This is a genomic window from Paenibacillus sp. sgz302190 (genome assembly GCF_059820445.1).
Window position 1 is genome coordinate 25,651 of the sequence record NZ_JBZYAO010000037.1, and the last position, 21,057, is coordinate 46,707.

Genomic DNA, 21,057 nt, shown 5'->3' on the forward strand with positions numbered 1-21,057 from the left:
ATCGGACAGACTCCTATGTACTGCATAAGCAATCATAGAACGAGCATCATTCGGGAGGTAGTTGTTGTGGAGCTTGATAAGTTGGTTGATTTGGCGGGAAATTTAAAAGAACAGGTCGTCGCATGGCGGAGGGATTTTCATCAGCATCCGGAGACGGGTTACGAGGAGTTCCGCACTTCCGGCATCGTCGCCGACCATTTGGCGAGCCTGGGCCTTGAGGTGCAGCGCAACGTCGGCAAAACCGGCGTCATCGGGCTGCTCAGAGGCGAGGAACCCGGACCTACGATCGGACTGCGGGCCGATATGGACGCGCTGCCGATTCAAGATCAGAAGACCGCGCCTTACTGCTCGCAGGTGCCCGGCAAAGGGCATCTGTGCGGACATGACGCCCATACCAGCATGCTGATGGGCGCCGCCCAGCTTCTCGCCGGTCTCGGCAAGCCGAAACGCGGCAACATTAAGTTCATCTTTCAACCGGCCGAGGAAGGGCTTGCGGGCGCCAAAGCGATGATGGACGACGGAGCGCTCGACAATCCGAAAGTGGATGCGATGGCCGGGCTCCACGTCTTCCCGGCTTTGCCGACGGGCTCCCTGTCCGTAACCAAAGGCGTCGCTTTTGCCTCGGCCGACAGCCTGTACATCAAAATCATCGGCAAAGGCGGACATGCCGCCCGGCCTCACGAAGCGGTCGATTCCATCACCGTTGCCGCCCAGGTCATTTCCGCCTTGCAGCACATCGCAAGCCGCCTGGTCGATCCGCTCGACACGGTCGTCGTCACGATCGGCAAAATTCAAGGCGGCTATATGGGCACAGCCATCGCCCCGGAAGTTGAAATGACCGGGACGATCCGGACGCTAAATCCGGCGCTGCGCAAGCAAATGCCCGGTCTCGTCGAGAACATCGTCCGCGGCGTAACCCAGTCCTTCGGCGCCGAGTACGAGCTGAAGTTCAATATGGGCTACCCGATGGTCATCAACAACGACGATATGGTCGATTTTATGACCCGAACGAGCGAGCAGGTGCTAGGCGGTAAAAAGTGGACGTACGTCAACCCTTCGACCGGCGGAGAAGATTTCGCTTTTTATTCCGAAGCCGTGCCGAGCGTGTTTTTCCGTCTGGGTGTCAGCAACGATCAGGAATACACCGGCTATCCCCTGCATCACCCCAAATTCGATCTGGACGAAAACGCGCTCCCTTACGGAGTCGCCATGCTTTCGGCCTTAGCGCTTTCGTACCTCGCGGATTCAACGCAAGCCAAATAAACAGCACCGAAAGGGAGGTCGTTTCATTTGAAACGTTTTTACGCAAAAGGGTTAACCGCCGTTCTGGCCGCCATGCTCGCCGTAACCGGCTGCAGCACGGGAGCAGGCAAAGAAGGCGCCGCCGACGCATCGCCGAAAGCTTCGGCAAGCTCGGGCGGACAAGTTTTGACCATCGCCAACAGCACCGACATCGAGAGCTTTGACGCGCACAATAACAACAACACGCAGAGCGAGGCCGTCCTGGTCAACGTGTTCGATTATTTGATCAAGAACGACAGCTCGCAAAAGAAAGTCCCCTCACTGGCCACTTCCTGGGAAAAAGTCGATGACACCACTTGGAGATTCAAGCTGCGTCAAGGCGTCAAATTCCATAACGGCGATCCGTTCACTGCCGCCGACGTGAAATTTTCCCTGGAGCGCGTCGCCAAGGACGGCAAGCTCAAGCAGAACACTTACTACAAAAACTTTAAAGAAGTCAAAATCGTTGACGATTATACCGTCGATATCATTACAACGGAACCCGATCCGCTGATGCTGAACCGCTTGTCCCGCATGGGCGCCGATATGCTGCCGTCCAAATATATTCAGGAAAAAGGCGTCGACGCATTCCTGAAAGAACCGGTCGGCACCGGCCCGTACAAATTCAGCAAATGGACGAAAGACGACCGCATCGAGCTGGTCAAAAACGCCGACTATTTCGGCGGAGCGCCGAAATGGGACAAAGTCGTTTTCCGCTCGATTCCCGAAGCTTCCACCCGGGTATCCGAACTGATCGCGGGCGGCGTCGATATCGCAGCAGGCGTGCCTGCGACGGACATCAAACGCATCGAAGGCTCCGGCAATAAAGTGGCCCAGGCTACGATCCAAAGGGTGCTGCATATCATCATGCGGACGACGCCCGGCACTGTAACCGCCGATCCGAAAGTTCGCGAAGCCGTGGATCTGGCCATTAACAACAAGGCGATCATCGACAGCGTTGCAGGCGGTGCGGGCATTCCTACAAGAACCTCCGTTACGCCGGGCAATTTCGGCGCTGATCCGAGCTTGTACAACCAATATGTATACGATTTGGACCGCGCCAAAGCGCTGCTAAAAGAAGCCGGTTATGCGAACGGCGGACCTGAAGTTACTTTCTCCTCCTCCGTCGTATATAAGGAAATTGCCGAAATGACCGCCGCCATGCTGACGGAAGCCGGCTTTAAGGTGAATCTGGAAATTTTGGAAGCAAGCAAATTCAGCGAAAAATTGAATTCCAAAAAATTCAACGAGCTGTTCCTGCTCGGCGTCGGCAACTCGCTGTTTGACGCGTCGAACAACTACAACCGGTTTAAATTCGCCAATGCCAAGGGTGAGACGGATTACAACAACCCTGAAGTCGAGCAATTGCTGCAGGCTGCCGATAAGAACATGAGTCCCGAAGACCGGGAAAAACAATTCCAAAAAGTGCAGCAAATATTAGCCGTCGACAGACCGACCATTTACCTGTACCAAATGAAAGGCATCTACGGCATCGGCTCCAAAGTCGATTACACGCCGAGACTGGATGAAATGTATTTTGCCGAAGACGTTACACCTAAGAAATAACCGGATTGCACCGCATGAAAAGGGAGGATCAGCCTTATGTTCCTCCCTTTGCGTTTAGGATGACCATTTGGGAGGGAGGCGCTGTCCTTGGGTAAATATATCGTCAAGTCGCTGCTGCAAATGGTTCCCGTGCTTTTTTTGATCTCGACGATCGTCTTCATTCTCGTGCACGTCACAGGAGATCCCGTGTCTCTGATGCTGCCGGAGACGGCTACGGAGGAAGACCGCGCGGTGTTGTCCAAAGCGCTCGGACTTGACCAGCCTTTATACGTTCAATTCGGCTTGTTTTTAAACAGCGTGCTGCACGGCGAGTTCGGCAGGTCCTTTCACTACGGCCAGCCGGCGCTGCCGCTGGTGCTGGAGCGCTTGCCGGCCAGCTTCGAGCTGGCGCTTGCGGCCATGGTGATCGCAACGGCTATGGCCGTGCCGCTCGGCATCATTTCTGCGATCAAGCGCAATACGTTCCTTGACTTGTTCATTTCCGGCATCTCCGTGCTGGGCAAAGCGATGCCTAACTTTTGGACGGGCATTATGCTCATCCTGCTGTTCTCCGTCATGCTGGGCGTGTTCCCTGTGTCGGGAAGAGGCGGGTTCGGGCATTTGGTTCTGCCTGCCGTTACTTTGGGAGCCGGCGTCGCCGCTCAGATGACGCGCCTCATCCGCTCCAGCATGCTGGAAATTTTGAATCAGGAGTACATTCGAACCGCCCGAAGCAAAGGTCTGCTGGAAATGATCGTCATCTGCAAGCACGCTTTCCGCAACGGCCTGATTCCGGTAGTGACCATCATGAGCCTGCAATTTACGAGCTTGATCGGCGGCACGCTGATTACGGAAACGGTCTTTTCCTGGCCCGGGCTCGGGCAGCTGCTCGTTTCTGCGGTGAACACGCACGATATGGCGATCGTACAGGCGGCGGTTTTTATTATCGCCATCATCGTCATCCTCGGCAATCTGGCGACGGATCTGGTTTACCGCTTTCTGGACCCTCGTATTAAATACAACTAGCGAAAGGGGGAAGCGCCTTGGCCTTGTCAGCGGAAACGCAGCCCGGAAGCTTGCCGCCAGATCATTCGAAAGACCGCGCCAAATCCGGGCGGATCAAGCATTGGTTAAAGCTTCTGCTCAAAAGCAAAACCGGCACCGTAGGCGCCGTGCTGGTCGCCGCCGTATGCCTCGTCGCGCTGCTGGCGCCTGTGCTGGCGACGCACGATCCCGCCAAAGTGAATCCGATGCAAAGATTGCTGCCCCCGATGTGGCTGGAGCGGGGAACCGCGGATCATATTCTCGGGACGGACAATCTCGGCAGAGACATATGGAGCCGCATCGTGTACGGTTCGCAGGTATCGCTGATCGTCGGCATCTGCGCCGTCGTCGTGTCCGGAGCGATCGGCGCCGTGCTGGGGCTGATTGCGGGTTATTACGGCAGATGGATGAATACGGTCATCATGCGGGTGGCCGACTCATTCATGGCAATCCCTTCCATTCTGTTCATGCTCGTCGTGCTGGCCGTGCTGGGGCCCGGGCTCGGAACGCTCATCTTCGTCATCGGAGTTACGAACTGGGTCTCTTACGCCAGGGTCGTCCGCGGCGAAGTGCTGAGCGTGAAAGAGCGGGATTTCGTGAGAGCGGCCAAAGCGGTGGGCGCGAAAGATTTTAGAATTATTTTCACCCATATTTTGCCTAATGTGCTCTCTTCTTTCATTATCATTTCTACCATGAGCGTCGCGACGACGATTATTATGGAAGCCTCGCTAAGCTTTCTCGGTCTCGGTATCAAGCCTCCGACCGTGTCTTGGGGAGGCATGTTAAGCGATGGCCGGCAGTATTTGGCAACCAGTTGGTGGGTGGCCACGTTCCCGGGATTGGCGATTACGGTCACCGTACTGGGCGTCATCTTTTTGGGCGACTGGCTGCGGGACGTGCTGGACCCTCGCATGAAGACGAAAGAATAACATTACGAAGCGGGGGGAACCGAGTATGACAACGAGCTTGCTCGAAGTGAAAGGGCTGAAAACGTATTTTATGACCGACGAAGGCGTCGTGCCGTCCGTTAACGGCGTAAGCTTCTCCGTCGCGCCCGGCGAAACTTTGGCTATCGTAGGGGAATCCGGCTGCGGCAAAAGCGTCACTTCCCTGTCGATCATGCGGCTCGTCGCTTCGCCGGGAGAAATCGTCGGCGGCGAAATCCGCTTTGAAGGGCGCGATTTGCTCAAGCTGTCGCGCCAGGAGATGCGCAAGCTGCGCGGCAGCGAAATTTCGATGATTTTTCAGGAGCCGATGACTTCCTTGAACCCGGTTTTTACGATAGGCAATCAGGTTGGCGAAGTGATCCGGCAGCATCAGCGCGCGAGCAAGCAGGAAGCTCGGCGGAGAAGCGTCGAGCTTCTTGAGCGCGTCGGCATCGCCAATGCCGCCAAAGTGGCCGCCAGCTTCCCGCATCAGCTATCCGGAGGCATGCGGCAAAGAGTCATGATCGCCATGGCGCTCGCCTGCCGTCCGAAGCTGCTGATCGCCGACGAGCCGACCACCGCGCTGGACGTAACGATTCAGGCGCAAATTTTAGAGCTGATCGCTACGTTAAGCAAAGAGCAAAACACCGGCGTCATCCTCATTACGCACGATCTCGGCGTCGTCGCGGAGATGGCGGACCGGGTGGCGGTCATGTACGCCGGCGAAATCGTCGAAGAAGCTTCCGTATATGACCTGTTCGCGCATCCCGGGCATCCGTATACGATCGGTCTCCTCGGCTCGCTGCCCAAATTGAACGAACAAAAGGATGAGCTAGATTCGATTCCCGGCATGGTGCCGAACCTGCTGCACATGCCGAGCGGCTGCGCCTTCCATCCGCGCTGTCCGTACGCCGACAGCCGGTGCTCGGCCGTCAAGCCGGAGCTGGAACTCAAAAAAGACGGGCACCTAGTCAGATGCCTGCGCGCCGAGGAGGTGTCGTCATGAGCGAAGCCAAAGAACGGAGCTTGCCGCTGCTTAGCGTAAACGGGCTAAAAAAATATTTCCCGCTCAAGCAGGGCATTTTCTTCAAAAAGACGGGATACGTCCGCGCTGTGGACGGGCTCACTTTCGACGTGCATCCGGGTGAGACGCTCGGCATCGTAGGCGAATCCGGGTGCGGCAAATCGACGATGGGGCAAATGATCGCCCAACTGCTGGAGCCTACCGCAGGAGAAATCCGGTTTGACGGCCGACAGCTGGGCGAACTGAACGAGTCGGAAATCCGGCACGTCCGGCGGGATTTACAAATCGTGTTCCAGGACCCTTTCGCCTCGCTAAATCCGCGGATGCGGGTGTTCGACCTTGTCGCCGAACCGCTCAAAGTGCACCATATCGCCAAAGGCCGGGAGCTGCGGGACATGGTTATCGAGCTGCTCGAAACCGTCGGGCTCGGCGCATACCACATCGACCGCCATCCGCACGAATTCAGCGGCGGCCAGCGGCAGCGCATCGGCATTGCCAGGGCGCTCGCCCTGAAGCCGAAGCTGATCGTCTGCGACGAGCCCGTATCGGCGCTCGACGTCTCGATCCAGGCGCAAATTCTCAACCTGCTGAAAAAGCTGCAAAAGCAGTTTCAGCTGACTTACATTTTCATCGCGCACGGCTTGCCGTCCGTGAAACATATCAGCGACCGCATCGCCGTCATGTACTTGGGCCGGATCGTGGAGTTGGCCGACCGCGACGATTTGTTTGCAAAGCCGCGCCATCCGTACACGGAAGCGCTGCTTTCCGCGGTTCCGGTTCCCGATCCGACGCTGCGCAAGAAGCGCGTTTTGCTCACCGGCGAGCTGCCCAATCCGGCCAATCCGCCGCAGGGCTGCGCGTTCCATCCCCGCTGCCCGTACGCCAGCGATTTGTGCCGGCAGCAAGCACCGTCGCTGGAAGGCGGCGCTCATTCCGTCGCCTGTCACCACCCGTTAAACGGCGAGTAACCCATCTGCACAAATAAGGAGCTGTGAGGATAAAATGGCTTTTCAACTGGTTATGGCGCAATTGATCTCCACCGACGACAAGCATATCAACCTGAAAAAAGCGGAGGCCGCCGTTCAGGAGTCGGTCTCCGTGCACGGCGCGCAATTGATCGTTTTTCCCGAAGTGTTCATGAGCCATTTTCCTATCGGCACGCCCAAGGACGTTTCTTTAAAAGATGCGGAGCCTGTTGACGGCCCTTTCGTTCAAGGGATGGCGCAGCTCGCAAGAGCCCACGGCGTCTGGCTTATTTTCGGCATGCGGGAAGCGGTGGAAGACCCTCAAGAGGAACGCGTCTACAATACGACGGTGGTCGTCGATTCGAACGGAGCGGTGGTCAGCGTGTATCGGAAAACCCATCTGTTCGACGCCTTCGGCTATAACGAATCGCGCAACATCAAGCCGGGCGACGCGCTTTTCAAACCGATCGATACGCCTTTCGGCAAAATCGGCCTGTTCGTCTGTTACGAGCTGCGATTTCCGGAAATTGCCCGCTACCAGGCGATGCACGGCGCGGACATCATCATCGTTCCTTCAGGCTGGGTGCGCGGCCCGATGAAGGAAATGCATTGGACCAATCTCGTCACGACAAGAGCGATCGAGAATACGGTCTTTGTCGTCGCCTGCGATAAAATCAGCGATAACTTTTACATCGGGCAAAGCCTCGTCGTCGATCCGATGGGCGTTACGATGGTCGCCGGGCCCGAGACCGAAGCGCTCATCCCGTGCCGCATCGATCTCAAACGGGTCGAAGAGGTGCGCGCGAAGCTGCCTTCCTATGTGCACCGGAGACCTGAGCTATACGAATAAACCCCATGAACGGAGGGAACCCGATGAAAGAAGGCTGGACATTCGATACTTTGGCGATTCATGCCGCGCAAAAACCGGACGACCGGACGGGAGCCGTCTCCCAGCCTGTCGTCCCCGCCGTCGCCTACGCGTTTCCGGACGTTGAAACGGCTGCGGCCGTCGTAGCCGGAAGTATGCCCGGAACGTATTACGGCCGATACGGGAACCCTACGACCCGCGCGCTGGAAGAAAAAATAGCCCTGCTCGAAGGCGGAGAAGACGCCGTCGGGCTGAGCAGCGGAATGGCCGCGGTTTCCGCGGCTCTTTTGGCTTTTTTGCAGCATGGGGACCATGTCGTCGTAACCAAGGACGTTTACGGGGGAACTTACAATTTTATGACGCTGCTCGCTCCCCGCTTCGGCATTGAGTGCGATTTTGCCGATTGTACGAATCCGGACAGCGTGCTGGCCGCCATCAAGGAAAACACCAAAGCGATTTATGTGGAAACCCCTTCCAATCCCAGGCTCACGGTGTTGGACCTGGCCCAGCTTTCCGCCATCGCCCGGCAATTCCGTATTCCGCTCATTGTCGACAATACGTTTATGACGCCATGCTTGCAGCGGCCTCTGGAGCTCGGAGCGGACGTGGTCGTGCACAGCGCGACGAAATATTTGAACGGCCACGGCGATGTGCTGGCAGGCCTGGTCGTAGGCCGTAAAGACGTTATCGATTTTATCCGCAAGCGGATTGCCGGGGATCTCGGGCAGCATTTGAACGCATGGGACGCGTTCCTCATTCTCCGCGGGCTGAAGACGCTGGGTATCCGGGTCAGAACGCACTGCGACAATGCGATGAAGGTCGCCGCCTACCTGGACGGCCACCCGCAGGTCGAAGCCGTTTATTACCCCGGGCTTCCCTGCCATCCCCAGCACGCGCTGGCCAAGGCGCAGATGCAAGGCATGGGAGGCATCGTCTCCTTCGAGGTGAAAGGCGGCCTGGAAGCCGGCAAAGCTTTCATCAACCGGCTGCGCCTGGCTCTGATTTCTTTCAGTCTCGGAGACCCGGAAACGCTCGTTCAGCATCCGGCTTCCATGACCCATTTCTCGATCCCGGAGCGGGAAAGGCAGCGTTTTGGCATCACGGACGGCCTGATCCGGCTTTCCGTCGGTTTGGAAAGCGCGGCGGACATTATCGCGGATTTGGAGCAGGCCTTAGCGCCCGCCGCCGGCGAAAAGAAGGGCCGGGTCATCAGCCAGGCGCTTTGATCCCCGGCAGGCGGAAATGCAAGGCTACGAAACGGAAACGGAGGCGAGCATGCTGAAACGAAAAATAACAACGGAAGATTTGTACGAATACCGGTGGATCGCCGACCCGGCAGTCAATTCGGCTGCCGGCCTGGTTGCCTACACGCACAAAACGATCGAGCGCGATAAAAATGACTACCGGACGTCCATTCGGGTCGTCGGGCTTGATGGCGGCGGCGACCGCGCTTTTACGTACGGTGCTGGAGACGGAGCCCCCGCCTGGTCGCCGGACGGCGGGTCGCTCGCCTTTTTGCACGCTGCCGCCGGAGAGGAGGGCCGGCAGATCTGGCTCCTGCCCGCGCAAGGCGGGGAGGCTCGCCCGCTGACCCGTGCGAAGCACGGCGTCAGCGCGTTCGTCTGGGCGCCGGACGGGCAGGCCATCGCCTTCACGGCGCGGGCCACGGCCGCCGGGGAAGAAGCGGCCGCGCCCGACCAGGTGCGCGTCATTGACCGCACAAGCCCGAAAGCCGAAGGCTCCGGCTGGTGGGACGGCTTGTACGCGCACCTGTTCGTGCTCGATGTGCGCAGCGGCCGCATCGCGCAGGTCACGTCCGGAGCCTATGACGCGGCTCAGCCGTTTTGGCTGCCGGACGGGCAAAGGCTCGGCTTCCTGGCCAAAATCGCGGCCGATCCCGCCCAGGACATCGACCTGTTGGCCTTCAACGATGTGTACACCGTCCGCGCCGATGGCAGCGAGCTCGTGAAGCATACGGACTCGACTTTACTTATCAGCCAAGCCTGCTGCTCCCTGGACGGCAGAACGATCGCCCTCATCGCGAACGACCGCGCTTACGGCAGCGCTACGCACAACCGGATTTTTTTCGTTCGGGAGGACCGCCTTTCCTGCATAACCGGGCTGCTGGAGATGCAGATCGGCAATTTTGCGCTTAGCGATATGAAAGCCATCGCGGCCTGTCCCCTGATTTTTGCCGACGACTCCTCCGTGCTTGCGCTTGGTTCTCTGCACGGCAGCGTGCACGTCTACCGCTTTTACGAAGATGGCTCCTTTGAGCAAATAACCGCCGGGGACAGAGACGTGTACCAATTCGGCGTTACGGCCGATGGACGGCATTTGATCGCCGCCTCCACCGAACCTTTGCTGCCGGGCGATTTGTACAGGATCGATTTACAGACGCGCGAAGAACTCCGGTTGACGGCAAGCAATGACGCTTTTTTGGAGCAGCTTGAGCTGAGCCGCCCTTCTTCGTTCTGGTTCAAAACTTCGGATAACTGGGACGTCCAGGGCTGGATCATGACGCCTCCGGATATGGAGCAGGACCGGAAATACCCGCTCATTTTGCAAATTCACGGGGGCCCTCACGCCTTGTACGCCAACGATTACAGCCATGAGTTTCAGACACTGGCGGCGCAAGGATACGTCGTTCTTTATACGAACCCGCGGGGCAGCTTCGGCTGCGGCCAAGACTTTGTGCGCGCCTGCCGGGGCGATTTTGGAGGGCGGGATTATGAGGATTTAATGGATGCTGTCGATTACGCGCTGGGCCATTTCGGCTTTATCGATGAAACGCAGCTGTATGTGACAGGCGGCAGTTACGGGGGATTCATGACCAACTGGATCGTGGGCCAAACCCGGCGGTTTCGCGCCGCAGTCACGGATCGGTCGATTTCGAACTGGCTCTCCTTCTACGGCATGAGCGATATCGGCATCTCTTACACCGAAGGGGGAATCGAAGGAAACCCTTGGGACGATCCCGAAAAGCTGTGGAAACGCTCGCCTCTCGCTTACGTGAAGCAGATCGAAACGCCGCTGCTGATTCTACATGGCGAGCAGGACCACCGCTGCCCCATCGAGCAGGGCGAACAGCTGTACGTCGCCTTGAAGCGCCTCGGCAAACGCACGCAGTTCGTCCGCTTCCCGAACGCCAACCATACGCTGCTGAAAAGCGGCAAGCCTTCGCTGCGCGTCGAGCGCCTGAACCGGATCATCGCCTGGTTCAACGACGACCGGGTCGCGTGAGCGCGCGATGTGAAAAGACGCCTGCACAACCACTTCCGCAAGTGGGGGTTGGGGCGTCTTTTTTCCGATGCCGGCGCGGAAAACCCTCTCGCTAACGGGGCCGGCCGGCTGGTTGTGCACTACTTGGCAGCGCAGGTGCGCCGCGCCGTACCTTCCAGCGCGCGGTGTTGCGCTGCATGACGGCGATCGGTCGACCACGTCCCGTCGGGTGCCCCGGATGTGGGCAAACTCGCCCACTACTGGCTGCACATCTGCTTTGCGACGTTGGGAGCAGAAAAACTGCAAAAGTGCAGGTTTTTTCGCCTTGCTGCGCTTGTCTCGAACAATTCCTGCAAATGTGCAGGCTTTTTCGCTCAATGCGGGGCTCAGGGCCATTTTCACCAGGAATTCCTGCACAATCGCAGGCTTTTCCGCCAAATGGGCCACATTCACGAAAAAAGCCTGTACTTTCGCAGGCTTTTGGCTTGCCAACCTGCTGGCTAACTGCAACACAGGTGCAGAAAAACTGCAAAAGTGCAGGTTTTTTCGCCTTGCTCCGCTTGTCTCGAACAATTCCTGCCAATGTGCAGGCTTTTTCGCTCAATGCGGGGCTCAGGGCCATTTTCACCAGGAATTCCTGCACAATCGCAGGCTTTCGGCTTGCCAACCCGCTGGCTAACCTCATGGGGTTCCTCCCGCCTCCAGCTTCAATCCTAATCCTCGTATGGAATGGCTGCGAACTCTGCGTGTATAATCACTTTGTCTGGATTGAACAGGAAAAGGGAACTATTCCCGAAGGAATGGTTTGTACAGTGTTTCCCTCCAGTTCGTATGCCCTATTCACTCATACAGGGTTCTTTGCATAAATTAATGGATACGTTTAGCATTGGATGAAGTTCGAGGAGATGACATAAATATGCAAGAAGAGAAAGAAGTGAACAGAAGTCTGCTTGCCGGCTGCCGGGAGGTTGAACTCGTCGATGAGCAAACAGGTGTAACTTTTCCTATGATAGTTATGTACCCGACATGTACTCCTGAAAAAACCGAAAGACTAGGCCCCTACTATTTGGATGTTTCGAAAAACGCCGCACCGCAAGAAGGCGTATTCCCCTTGATTTTAATCTCTCACGGCAACGGCGGTTCGCCTCTTGTCTATCGGACGCTTGCCCGCCATTTGGCGCGTAACGGGTTTATCGTGGGCCTGCCTGAACACCCCTTCAACAATGTGAAAAATAACACCATGGCAAATACGGTCGAGAACCTGACCCAAAGACCCCGGCATATTCGGGCGGCTGTCGATTGGTTTTTCAGCAGCAAGGATTTTGCGGGTGTTTTAAAACAGGATGCCGTTTCGCTAATCGGGCATTCCATGGGCGGATACTCGGCCTTGGCAGCAGCGGGAGGCGTGCCGACTTCGTTCCCGAATGAGTCTGCGGACGGGCAATCCCATCTCATCCATGTTACACCTGAGCCCAGAATCAAATCATTGGTTCTTTTGGCACCGGCATCCGTCTGGTTTAAAGCCGATGGCGCATTGAATGCGGTCGACATCCCCATTTTCATGCTCGCTGGAGAAAAGGATTCCTTTACGCCTTATTTTCATGTACAAATTATTTTGAACGGGGTCCCCGATCGTGAAAAGGTTCAACACAGAATCGTTGAGAATGCCGGGCATTTTTCATTTCTGAGCCCATTTCCGGAAGCCATGACTAATCCATCTTTTCCTCCCTCGCAAGACCCGCCGGGCTTTAATCGCGAGAGCTTCCAGCATGAATTAAACGTGGAGATCACAGATTTTTTGCTGCGTACCACATAAAACGATACAATACTCCGGAGAAAAATGCGGGGCAAAGGTTTGCTGGCAGGATGATTTTAAAGGCAGCGCAACCGTTGGCGGAGCGGCTGAACCACCTGCAAAACCTGCAAAAGTGCAGGCTTTTTCTCAGGAATCCGGTCATTTGGAGAAAAAGCCTGCGATTGTGCAGGAATTCCCGATCAAAATGGCCCTGAGCCCCATATTCAGCAAAAAAAACTGCACTTTTGCAGGAATTTTTAGAATCCAGAGTATTAATCGGCAAAAAGCTGCACTTTTGCAGGCTTTCTGCGCACCCCCCAAGTAGGTGCACTACCCCCATGCATGCGAGGTTTTCAGCCGCCTGACTTTCGCGGGCTTTCTGCGTTCTGCCCAGCCCAGGCTAGTCACCCAACGACCTCCTCGCATCGTTCCGAGAGGCTGTCGTGAGCCGACGCCTGGCCGCGGCGGACGTGGGCCCCTCTCGGGCCCCTCCTCCGAGACTACACCAAAAGCATCACGACAACCGTCGTTACCGCGAGTCCGATCAGCATCGGCAGCAGGTTCCTTCTCGCCAGCTCGAACAGCGTAACGGCGATGCGCGATGCGAACGGCACGCTTACGCTTTCTTACCCGCATTTTGCAATCAGGGCATTTGACGGTAAATCCGTAACTTGTGGTACAATAGAGCGGAAGCTTTGAACCATGCAGAGAGAAAGGAAATGGTGCGATGGCCCGCAACTATCGTTTGCACACCGATGCCGATTTTCAGGAGGCTGTAGAACGGCAAGCCAGCATCCGGATTTTCAAAGATGATCATATCGTAGATTCGAACGCCGTTATTTTGCGTTTTAGCGATACGACTGTCGTCGTTCAGACCAGGGTCAGCGAGCTGACTTACTACGACCGTGAAGCTTGCGAGTTTTTCGAAATGAAACGGACCGGCGGATAAGGGTGCAGCCCACGCTTAACCGGGACAAACATCGTATATGCCGCCTTTGACATACATGCAGCCGCATCTCGGGCAATTTCCTACATTCAGACTCATTCGTCAGCCCCCCCCTTAAAAATTCCCATTATTCATGTGGTCCCGAACACTTCTGCGGGCACCGCTTCCTTGATCGCCTTCGCGCATTGGTTCAACGTGCTGCCGGTCGTAACAACTAAAAATACCGCTCCTTTACCGGTTTTGTAGAAACCAATAAGTGAGCGGTATTTGTTGGTTTGCTGCTGAACTATCGCGATGAACTCGCGATCCGTCGGTTTTATATTACTTTTTTTTGCATAGGTACGCTTTCTTCGTGCTATTTATCTTAAATTAATATAATAGCTGGTCGTTGAAGGGCTGGCAACAAACTGAACGTTCCCTGAACCAATATTATTAAAGTTTGCATCATATGCGGTAACTGCAAACAGATAAGTTTTCCCGGGTACAAATCCGGTAATATATTTACCAGTCGCAGTTTGAGAACCAAATTCATAAGTATAATTATCAGTTAGATTAATAGCACTGTAGTCGTATCTATATAGATTAGGAACTGACCTCCAAGAAAAATTAATAGAAAATGAGGCTAGCTGAGCATTCGAAATTTGATTAGCAGCTACTACACTTGCAGCGGTTGAGGAAGCAGCCTGATTGTTATCTTGAGCGAAAGCTGGAACAGCAGAAGCAAATAAAAGACACGTTGCGAAAGTGGATGCGATCAGTTTTTTCATAGCTAAAACACTCCTCTTTAATAAATTTTTTCCGTCTCACAAAACTACCAAATAAAGGAATTATTTTCTTTAATCACCCCTTTAATGTAAATATATGTTTGTTACATATACAATTTAACATCATCATACAAATATTTCAAGTAAAATTATGGTAATTTTATCGTGTGAATAAGCAACTTCTTCGCTTATTCACAAATTTATATACATATTATCCACAGACGATGAGAATCATAATTTCCTAAACAATAAAAAAAGAACCGCGCAGATGCCCATTCCGCGCGGTTCTTTTTCTATTCCGGAGACTCGTCCGACTCCACGTAATGCTTGAGCACGGACAAGCGATTTTCCCAATATCGCTCATAATAAGCCAGCCAGCGCTTCAATTCGAGCAGCGGCTCCGGCTCCAGTCTGTACCGCGTCTCCCGGCCGACCTTCTGCTCTTTCACGAGCCCCGCATCGGCCAAAATGCGCAAATGCTTGGACACGGCAGTCCGGCTCATCGGAAAGTGGCCGCTGATGGCGGTGACGGGCATTTCGCGATCGCTGAGCAGCTTCAGCAAGCTGCGGCGGGTCGGATCGGCGATGGCCTGAAACACGTCGTGTTTCGGGGACGGTTCAGCCATTTCAGGCCTCGACGTAGGCGGCCAGCTTTTTTTGAATCCCTTCCCAGCCCTGTTCCATGTTGCCGCGAACGACCGTGTGCGGCTGTCCGAATTCGGTAACCTGGTCGATATCCCAGCCCGAATGGATCAGCGTAAATTCCGTTTTGCCGTCCTGATCGGCGAGCTCGAATGTGAGCGTCCAATCTTTGCCCCACCGGAAAGACAGGCGGTTCGGCGGATCAATTTCCGTTACTTTGCAAGGAGACTTGCCGAAAGGACCCGCTTCCAGGTGAAACTCATACCCTACTTCAGGCTTAAAATCATTGGGCATAAACCATACGGCAATGCCTTCCGATGTAGCTACGGCGTTCCATACTTTCTGAATCGGCGCGCTCAATACAATAGTCTGGCGAATATCCGGCAGTGTCGGCTGGCTTTTGTTTTCCATAGTTCAGTAATACCTCCAGTTCATAATACGAAACCAAAAGGTTTCTCTTTATATATTACGAAACCTTTTGGTTTCGTGTCAAGCCAGCTAACTGGCAGGTTACTTCAAGGTAATAGAAAAAGTAGCCTATAGGCTACTTTTCTATTTACCAATTTTAAACCAACCTGGCGATGCTTGAATAACATTCCAAAGTTTTTCTGGAATATGAAGCTGGTCGCGTTTCGAAACGCTCAGCTCAGAAGCGACCTCGGCTTCACGTCCATTTGCAACCTTTTCAACCCAATCGGGGTTCATCATTAACGCATGCCCGATGGCGATTAACGGTAATCCTAATTCCATAGCTTTAAGAGCATCATCCGGTGTTATTATGGAACCGGCCGCCAACACAGGTACCTTACCGTTTGCTCTCTCAAGAATCAATTCAAGCCTTGTTTTTTCATCTTGACTATCTACCGGCTTGGAAGAAACATGATCTAATGAAGCATGTATATAATCTAAATTTTGTTCAACAAGGAAATCAATTAATTCATATGTGTCTTTCATTCGTAATCCGCCCACTTTGGAGGATTCTTCAGGGGAAAAACGATATCCTAACATGAATGGTTTTGTAGCGTGCATTTCAATTACCTTTTTGATTTCTTCAATAATTGCCGATGGAAAACGCAGTCGATTCTCAAGTGTTCCCCCCCATTGGTCTGTCCGTTGATTGGTTGCCGGAGACCAAAAGTTTTGAATTAAAAATCCATGGGCTCCATGAATTTCGACGCCATCAAATCCAGCTTCAATCGCTCTTCTCGTTGTATCGCCAAAAGCACGTATAGTTGACACGATTTCCTCATGGGATAGCTCCCTTGTTTCTGCACTTGGACCAAAAGTAGTAACCTCAGGTTGCAATGCACTCGCACTGACTGCATCCAATCCAGGCAAGGCTTTATCGCCTGCATGAAAAATCTGCAGTACAGCAGGGGAACCTCCACTTTTGGCTGCATCAGCTAATTTTCGTAAACTTGGAATAAATTCATCGTTGTATCCGGCAAATTCATTCGTAAAACCTTGCCCATTAGGTGTAACATGAGTACAACCTGTAATGACGAGTCCTACTCCATTTGCTCTTTGTTTGTAATAGTGTACCTCTTCATCCGAAATGGTAAGGTCGTCATTACTTGACCAGGTTGTCATAGGTGCCATAACGACTCTATTCTTGATTGTTATTCCGCTTCTGAATGTGAAGGATTTAAATAACTTACTGTATGTTTGATTCATTTCATTAACCTCTCTATCCAGTATTTTTCTGGTGCTATTATTACCATTCTGATCCATCGCAACCCTCCCTGTTACAGGTTCTACCTTAATGTAATTTGTTGACGTTAGGGTAAGTCAAGCGTAAATTTTCATATGAATAAGCCAAGATTATTGGATTTTCATAATCCTCTATGATATTCTTTTAGTTACAGTAACTGTAACTAGAGGTGGGACAGGTAAATGTTGTATTCAATGAAATATGTAGTGGAGAACTTAAATATATCGGCAAAGACACTTAGATTTTATGAAGAGCAAGGGATTCTGCCAAATGTATCTCGTGATGAAAACGGTCGAAGAGTTTATACCGAACAACATATAGATTGGATATCTTTTATTCGTTGTCTCAGAGCGACAGGAATGTCTCTTGCTAAGATAAAAGAATATATGGATCTTTTTGAAGTAGGAAATGCTACCTTCTTGCAAAGACAAGAAATGTTGATGAAGCATAAATGGGAAGTGCAGAAGAAAATTGAAGAAGACTTAAGGCACTTGGAGGAAATAAACTATAAAATAGCCATGTATGAACTTCAGAAAGAAGAGGTTAAGAAAAATCCCAATCATAACTTTAAATGCCACGGTCTGGAGCTTAAGAATGTGAATTAATGTATTTTTGTTTTATGGGATAGTAGGGCGGAGGTGAATACTGCATTCGTTAATGTCTTTATCCTTTTTAGTTTCAACGATTGACTTGATTGTAGAGCTATCGTAAAATTTTGTTATGTTAATTTTAGGTAATGCACTTACTTAAAAGTAAGGGGATGATTTATCAATGATTCATCAGCGTGAATGTCCAGTTGAGACACTCATTCATGTTTTAGGTGGCAAATGGAAGCCAATGATTTTATGGCATTTGATTGAATCCAAACAGAGATTCAACGATCTGGAAAAGCTTATACCTGATGTTTCACAAAAAATGCTTTCACAACATCTCCGAGATTTGGAACGAGAAGGCATAGTCGATAGAACGGTCTACCCTGCTGTCCCTCCAAAAGTAGAATATTCTCTTAGTGAATACGGCAGAACATTGATTCCTGTAGCAGAAGTCATGTGTGCTTGGGGAGAAAACCATAATAAGCGGAAATATGAAGAGCCAGCGTCATAAAGCTGGTTCAATGAACTTGCACACTAATTCAATCAACTCAAAACAAAAGCTGCCACGGGATTCCGGGCAGCTTTTGTTTACCTACAGCCGCACTCCTGATATGAATTAATTATCGGGTTGGTCATGCTTACTTTTAAGTAAGTACCCTACTTTAAAGTGGGTTCTTAACATAATTTTGAAGCGATGCTAAGCTTGAGTTAACCAAATGTTGGGGTCCATTTAAGAGGAGGAAAGAACAATGAAAATTATTGTTTTTGGAGCGACGGGGAATACAGGGAAAAGAGTGTTGGTACAAGGGATAAAAATGGGGCATGAAATGACCGCATTTGTGCGAAATTCTGAGAAGCTTCATGATCAACTAGGTGAGCATTCCGCAAAGCATGTGAAGGTGATCGTGGACGATATTATGGACCCGGTGAGCGTCGGTGAGGCACTCGCGCATCAAGACGCCGCTATTATTGCGGCCGGCCATGCGGGCCAGGGAGAAGAGTTTGTTCGTATCGTCGATAACATTATAAGCCAATGTGAATCCCAACCTAGTTTCTCTGGGCGGGTATGGATAATGGGAGGAGCCGGCCTGCTGGATATTCCATATACTGATCTTATCGGCAACAATTTACCCGGCTTCCCACCTGAGTATAGAAATCACAACCGGAATTTCGAAAGGCTACAACAGACTGGGCTCGATTGGTCCATTATGTGTCCGGGAACAATGATTGATTCGAGAGAGCATCCAGACCCGGTTCATCTACATGTAACAACGGAAACCTTGCCCGTTCCGATTCCGGAGACGATCAGGGAATATTCCGAGGCAGATATAGCCGGTCACTTGTTCAGCCGACTTCAAGAGCTGAATGTTGCTTATGACGATGTCGCAATATGTATGTTGAACCATCTTGAGCTCGGAGGAGCGTTTAAAAGAAAAAGGGTCGGTCTAGCCTATCAAAGCAATATTACGGTGCACTGAGGAGAAGGGGGATAATGGGTTTGTTTGGATTACTGCTCGTTTTGCATATATTGGCTTCGATCGCCGTAATTGGCCCCGCTATCGTGATGCCCATCATTCGAAGATCCGCTAGAACCGTGGGCCAGATGCACTTTGCTTTTGGTATAACGACCAGACTTGCCATAATGCTTAAAATTGGCGGAACCGTACTTATTTTAACCGGGGTTTGGCTTATGATCATAACCAAGATGGGGTTATCCCAAATGTGGCTGAATGTATCCATCCTTTCATCGCTGCTCATGGTCGTCATGATCGACGGATGGATCGAGCCGCGTATGAAAAAGATCATAAAGATCATATCTGAAAGTCAAGACCATGGTAATGAAATACCCGCCGAGTTCGGACTGCTGATAAAAAAGATCGTACCAATCGAGACGGCAACACAGCTGCTGATGATTGCCATATTGGTGCTTATGGTCGTTAAGCCATTTTAAAGAAAAGTAATTGCTAAGTATCTTGAATATCGAAAGGTGATAATTACTGGGCACGGAATGGCTTTTCGTACCCTAGTAGGAGAGATAGGTGAAGTACCGCATGCTTCTATTATCGAGTATTACAAATAGAGGAGCGTCAAGTTAAACAAACGAGGAACGATAGCTTAATAATAAGGGGGTTCACATATTAGATACGTCTAATGTGAACCCCCTTATTTAATAAATTTAGGTCTTGATAACCGTGGCGATGCTTATTTTTTACCGCTAACCGCAAACAACATGATAAAAGATATAATAATGATCGCGCCGGCCCAGCACCAGGCAAGCGTCGAATCCCCGGACTCCACGGCGATATAAATCGCTGTCGGCAGCGTCTGCGTTTTGTGCGGAATGTTTCCCGCAATCATCAGCGTCGCACCGAACTCGCCCAGCCCGCGGGCAAACCCGAGTATGTACGCCGTCACGACAGAACGCCAGGCCATCGGCAGCGTAATGAACCGCAGCACCTGCCACTCGCCCGCCCCCAACGACCGGCCTGCGTCTTCGAGGTCCCGGCTGACCGAAAGAAACCCGGTCTTCATCGTTTGATACACCAAAGGAAAAGCTACCGCGACCGAAGCGATCACGGCAGCCCCCCAGGTGAAAATGATCGACTGGTCGAACAAGCGCTCCATCAGGTAGCCGATCCAGCTTTTTTTGCCCAGAAACACCAGCAGGATGAAACCTACGACCGTAGGAGGAAGCACCAGCGGCAGCAAAAACAAAGTTTCCACCAGCGTCTTCCCTTTAAAGCTGCGCCGCGACATCCCCCATGCCGATAATCCTCCGAGCACCAAAACAAACACGCTGGAAAAGACGGCCACCTTCAAGGAGATCAGAATGGGAGAAACAAACTCATTCCAATCGATTGACGGCATGATCATTTAGGCACGGTAAAACCGTGTTTTACGAACACGTCCAGCGCTTCTTTCGTTTGGAGATAGGCGTAAAAATCGGCGGATTCCTTGCTGTGCTTGGTCGCTTTCACGATGCCGATAGGATACTCGATAGGCGTGTATGTTTTCGGATCGGCGCTGAAGGCCACTTTCACCTTTTTCGAAGTGAGCGCATCGGTTTTGTATACGAAACCGGCCTCTGCGTTGCCGGATTCCACATAAGTAAGAACTTGGCGCACATCTTTGCCCTGCACCAGCTTGGATTGCAGCGAGTCCCACAATTTGGCGTTGGTGAGCGCTTCTTTTGCATAAGTTCCCGCCGGTACCGTCTGCGGCTCGCCTACGGCCAGATGCTTAATATCCGCACCGGACAAATCCTCGACCTTTTGCACGGAAGCTTTGCCGTCGGCAGGCACCACAACGACCAATTCGTTGATCAGCAAATTTTTTTGCTGTGCGCTATCGATCAGCTGTTTGTCGACGAGAGCTTTCATATTTTTGGTTGCAGCCGAAAGAAATACGTCGGACGGGGCTCCCTGCTCGATTTGCTGCTGCAAAGCGCCGGAAGCGCCGAAATTAAAGTTCAGCTTTATATTTTTGTTCTTGCCTTCATAAGCGGTTTGAATCTCTTTCAACGCATCGGTCAAGCTTGCCGCCGCCGAAATCGTAAGCTCCACTTTTTCAGCAGGAGTCTGCGTCGTTTGAGCAGTGGCTGCAGGCGTTTGCGACTGGGTCCCGGCAGTTGCCGCCGGCTGTTCCTTCTTCTCTGCGCAACCCGTGAAGACGGCAATGGCAATCCCGAGCAGCAACAACAGACTACTGGCTTTAACTCTTTTAAACATATG

At 52.5% G+C, this 21,057-nt stretch carries 22 protein-coding genes; 15 read left to right on the top strand and 7 right to left on the bottom strand.

The features are described from left to right. The first annotated feature begins 66 nt into the window (after nt 1–66). The 9 genes from AC6RNO_RS29070 to AC6RNO_RS29110 all read left to right on the top strand — a co-directional run bounded on the left by AC6RNO_RS29070 (nt 67) and on the right by AC6RNO_RS29110 (nt 10,896). The gene (locus AC6RNO_RS29070; RefSeq protein ID WP_497107617.1) at nt 67–1,263 is read left to right on the top strand and encodes an amidohydrolase; all 1,197 of its coding nucleotides are present in this window, start codon (nt 67–69) and stop codon (nt 1,261–1,263) included. Between the two features lie 27 nt (nt 1,264–1,290). Further along, nucleotides 1,291–2,847, top strand: coding sequence for an ABC transporter substrate-binding protein (locus tag AC6RNO_RS29075; RefSeq protein ID WP_497107618.1), 1,557 nt, complete (start codon nt 1,291–1,293; stop codon nt 2,845–2,847). A gap of 87 nt (nt 2,848–2,934) precedes the next feature. Then, nucleotides 2,935–3,852, top strand: coding sequence for an ABC transporter permease subunit (locus tag AC6RNO_RS29080; protein ID WP_497107619.1), 918 nt, complete (start codon nt 2,935–2,937; stop codon nt 3,850–3,852). A gap of 50 nt (nt 3,853–3,902) precedes the next feature. Further along, nucleotides 3,903–4,799 (top strand): ABC transporter permease subunit, encoded by an 897-nt coding sequence (locus tag AC6RNO_RS29085; protein WP_497107652.1) that lies wholly within the window; start codon nt 3,903–3,905, stop codon nt 4,797–4,799. A 25-nt stretch (nt 4,800–4,824) separates the two neighbouring features. Next, on the top strand, nt 4,825–5,802 hold the full coding sequence (locus AC6RNO_RS29090) for an oligopeptide/dipeptide ABC transporter ATP-binding protein (protein ID WP_497107620.1): 978 nt from the start codon (nt 4,825–4,827) through the stop codon (nt 5,800–5,802). Further along, a complete protein-coding gene (locus tag AC6RNO_RS29095; RefSeq protein ID WP_497107621.1) occupies nt 5,799–6,788 on the top strand; it encodes a dipeptide ABC transporter ATP-binding protein in 990 nt (329 codons plus the stop codon). The genes AC6RNO_RS29090 and AC6RNO_RS29095 overlap by 4 nt, the downstream gene beginning before the upstream one ends. Nucleotides 6,789–6,822: 34 nt before the next feature. Next, nucleotides 6,823–7,635: a carbon-nitrogen hydrolase family protein gene (locus AC6RNO_RS29100; RefSeq protein WP_474685466.1), complete on the top strand. Its 813-nt coding sequence runs from the start codon at nt 6,823–6,825 to the stop codon at nt 7,633–7,635. Between the two features lie 23 nt (nt 7,636–7,658). After that, complete coding sequence (locus tag AC6RNO_RS29105; RefSeq protein WP_488437415.1) at nt 7,659–8,879, top strand: trans-sulfuration enzyme family protein; 1,221 nt, start codon at nt 7,659–7,661, stop codon at nt 8,877–8,879. A gap of 49 nt (nt 8,880–8,928) precedes the next feature. Next, a complete protein-coding gene (locus AC6RNO_RS29110; protein ID WP_497107622.1) occupies nt 8,929–10,896 on the top strand; it encodes a prolyl oligopeptidase family serine peptidase in 1,968 nt (655 codons plus the stop codon). A 91-nt stretch (nt 10,897–10,987) separates the two neighbouring features. On the opposite strand, the gene AC6RNO_RS29115 is transcribed toward AC6RNO_RS29110, so the two are convergent. Then, the gene (locus AC6RNO_RS29115; RefSeq protein ID WP_497107623.1) at nt 10,988–11,560 is read right to left on the bottom strand and encodes a hypothetical protein; all 573 of its coding nucleotides are present in this window, start codon (nt 11,558–11,560) and stop codon (nt 10,988–10,990) included. Between the two features lie 231 nt (nt 11,561–11,791). Between AC6RNO_RS29115 and AC6RNO_RS29120 the strand changes: the two genes are divergently transcribed. Both AC6RNO_RS29120 and AC6RNO_RS29125 read left to right on the top strand, forming a co-directional pair. Continuing rightward, nucleotides 11,792–12,691 carry an alpha/beta fold hydrolase gene (locus AC6RNO_RS29120; protein ID WP_497107624.1) on the top strand — a complete coding sequence of 300 codons (900 nt, stop codon included), beginning with the start codon at nt 11,792–11,794 and terminating at the stop codon, nt 12,689–12,691. Nucleotides 12,692–13,397: 706 nt separating this feature from the next. Further along, entirely contained in the window at nt 13,398–13,619 is a 222-nt protein-coding gene (locus AC6RNO_RS29125) for a hypothetical protein (protein ID WP_474685471.1), read from the top strand. Between the two features lie 356 nt (nt 13,620–13,975). Here the strand turns inward: AC6RNO_RS29125 and AC6RNO_RS29130 are convergent, their stop codons facing one another. The 4 genes from AC6RNO_RS29130 to AC6RNO_RS29145 form a co-directional block, all read right to left on the bottom strand. Beyond that, nucleotides 13,976–14,383, bottom strand: a complete 408-nt coding sequence (locus AC6RNO_RS29130; protein ID WP_474685472.1) for a hypothetical protein — start codon at nt 14,381–14,383, stop codon at nt 13,976–13,978. A gap of 290 nt (nt 14,384–14,673) precedes the next feature. Next, nucleotides 14,674–15,006, bottom strand: a complete 333-nt coding sequence (locus AC6RNO_RS29135) for an ArsR/SmtB family transcription factor (RefSeq protein ID WP_474685473.1) — start codon at nt 15,004–15,006, stop codon at nt 14,674–14,676. 1 nt (nt 15,007) lies between these two features. Next, on the bottom strand, nt 15,008–15,433 hold the full coding sequence (locus AC6RNO_RS29140) for an SRPBCC domain-containing protein (protein WP_497107625.1): 426 nt from the start codon (nt 15,431–15,433) through the stop codon (nt 15,008–15,010). 141 nt (nt 15,434–15,574) lie between these two features. Continuing rightward, nucleotides 15,575–16,696, bottom strand: coding sequence for an NADH-dependent flavin oxidoreductase (locus tag AC6RNO_RS29145; RefSeq protein WP_474685518.1), 1,122 nt, complete (start codon nt 16,694–16,696; stop codon nt 15,575–15,577). A 219-nt stretch (nt 16,697–16,915) separates the two neighbouring features. Here AC6RNO_RS29145 and AC6RNO_RS29150 point away from each other — a divergent pair, with 219 nt between their 5' ends. From AC6RNO_RS29150 to AC6RNO_RS29165, 4 genes are all read left to right on the top strand, one after another. Further along, nucleotides 16,916–17,338 carry a MerR family transcriptional regulator gene (locus AC6RNO_RS29150; protein WP_497107626.1) on the top strand — a complete coding sequence of 141 codons (423 nt, stop codon included), beginning with the start codon at nt 16,916–16,918 and terminating at the stop codon, nt 17,336–17,338. Between the two features lie 166 nt (nt 17,339–17,504). Then, nucleotides 17,505–17,837: a winged helix-turn-helix transcriptional regulator gene (locus tag AC6RNO_RS29155; RefSeq protein WP_474685476.1), complete on the top strand. Its 333-nt coding sequence runs from the start codon at nt 17,505–17,507 to the stop codon at nt 17,835–17,837. 238 nt (nt 17,838–18,075) lie between these two features. Next, entirely contained in the window at nt 18,076–18,804 is a 729-nt protein-coding gene (locus AC6RNO_RS29160) for an NAD(P)-dependent oxidoreductase (RefSeq protein ID WP_474685477.1), read from the top strand. A 14-nt stretch (nt 18,805–18,818) separates the two neighbouring features. Then, nucleotides 18,819–19,277 (top strand): DUF2269 family protein, encoded by a 459-nt coding sequence (locus tag AC6RNO_RS29165; protein WP_497107627.1) that lies wholly within the window; start codon nt 18,819–18,821, stop codon nt 19,275–19,277. 251 nt (nt 19,278–19,528) lie between these two features. Here AC6RNO_RS29165 and modB read toward each other — a convergent pair whose 3' ends face one another. Both modB and modA read right to left on the bottom strand, forming a co-directional pair. Beyond that, nucleotides 19,529–20,200, bottom strand: a complete 672-nt coding sequence (modB, locus tag AC6RNO_RS29170) for a molybdate ABC transporter permease subunit (protein ID WP_474685479.1) — start codon at nt 20,198–20,200, stop codon at nt 19,529–19,531. Continuing rightward, nucleotides 20,197–21,054: a molybdate ABC transporter substrate-binding protein gene (gene modA / locus AC6RNO_RS29175; RefSeq protein ID WP_497107628.1), complete on the bottom strand. Its 858-nt coding sequence runs from the start codon at nt 21,052–21,054 to the stop codon at nt 20,197–20,199. Before modA ends, modB begins: the two co-directional genes overlap by 4 nt. Nucleotides 21,055–21,057 lie beyond the last annotated feature (3 nt).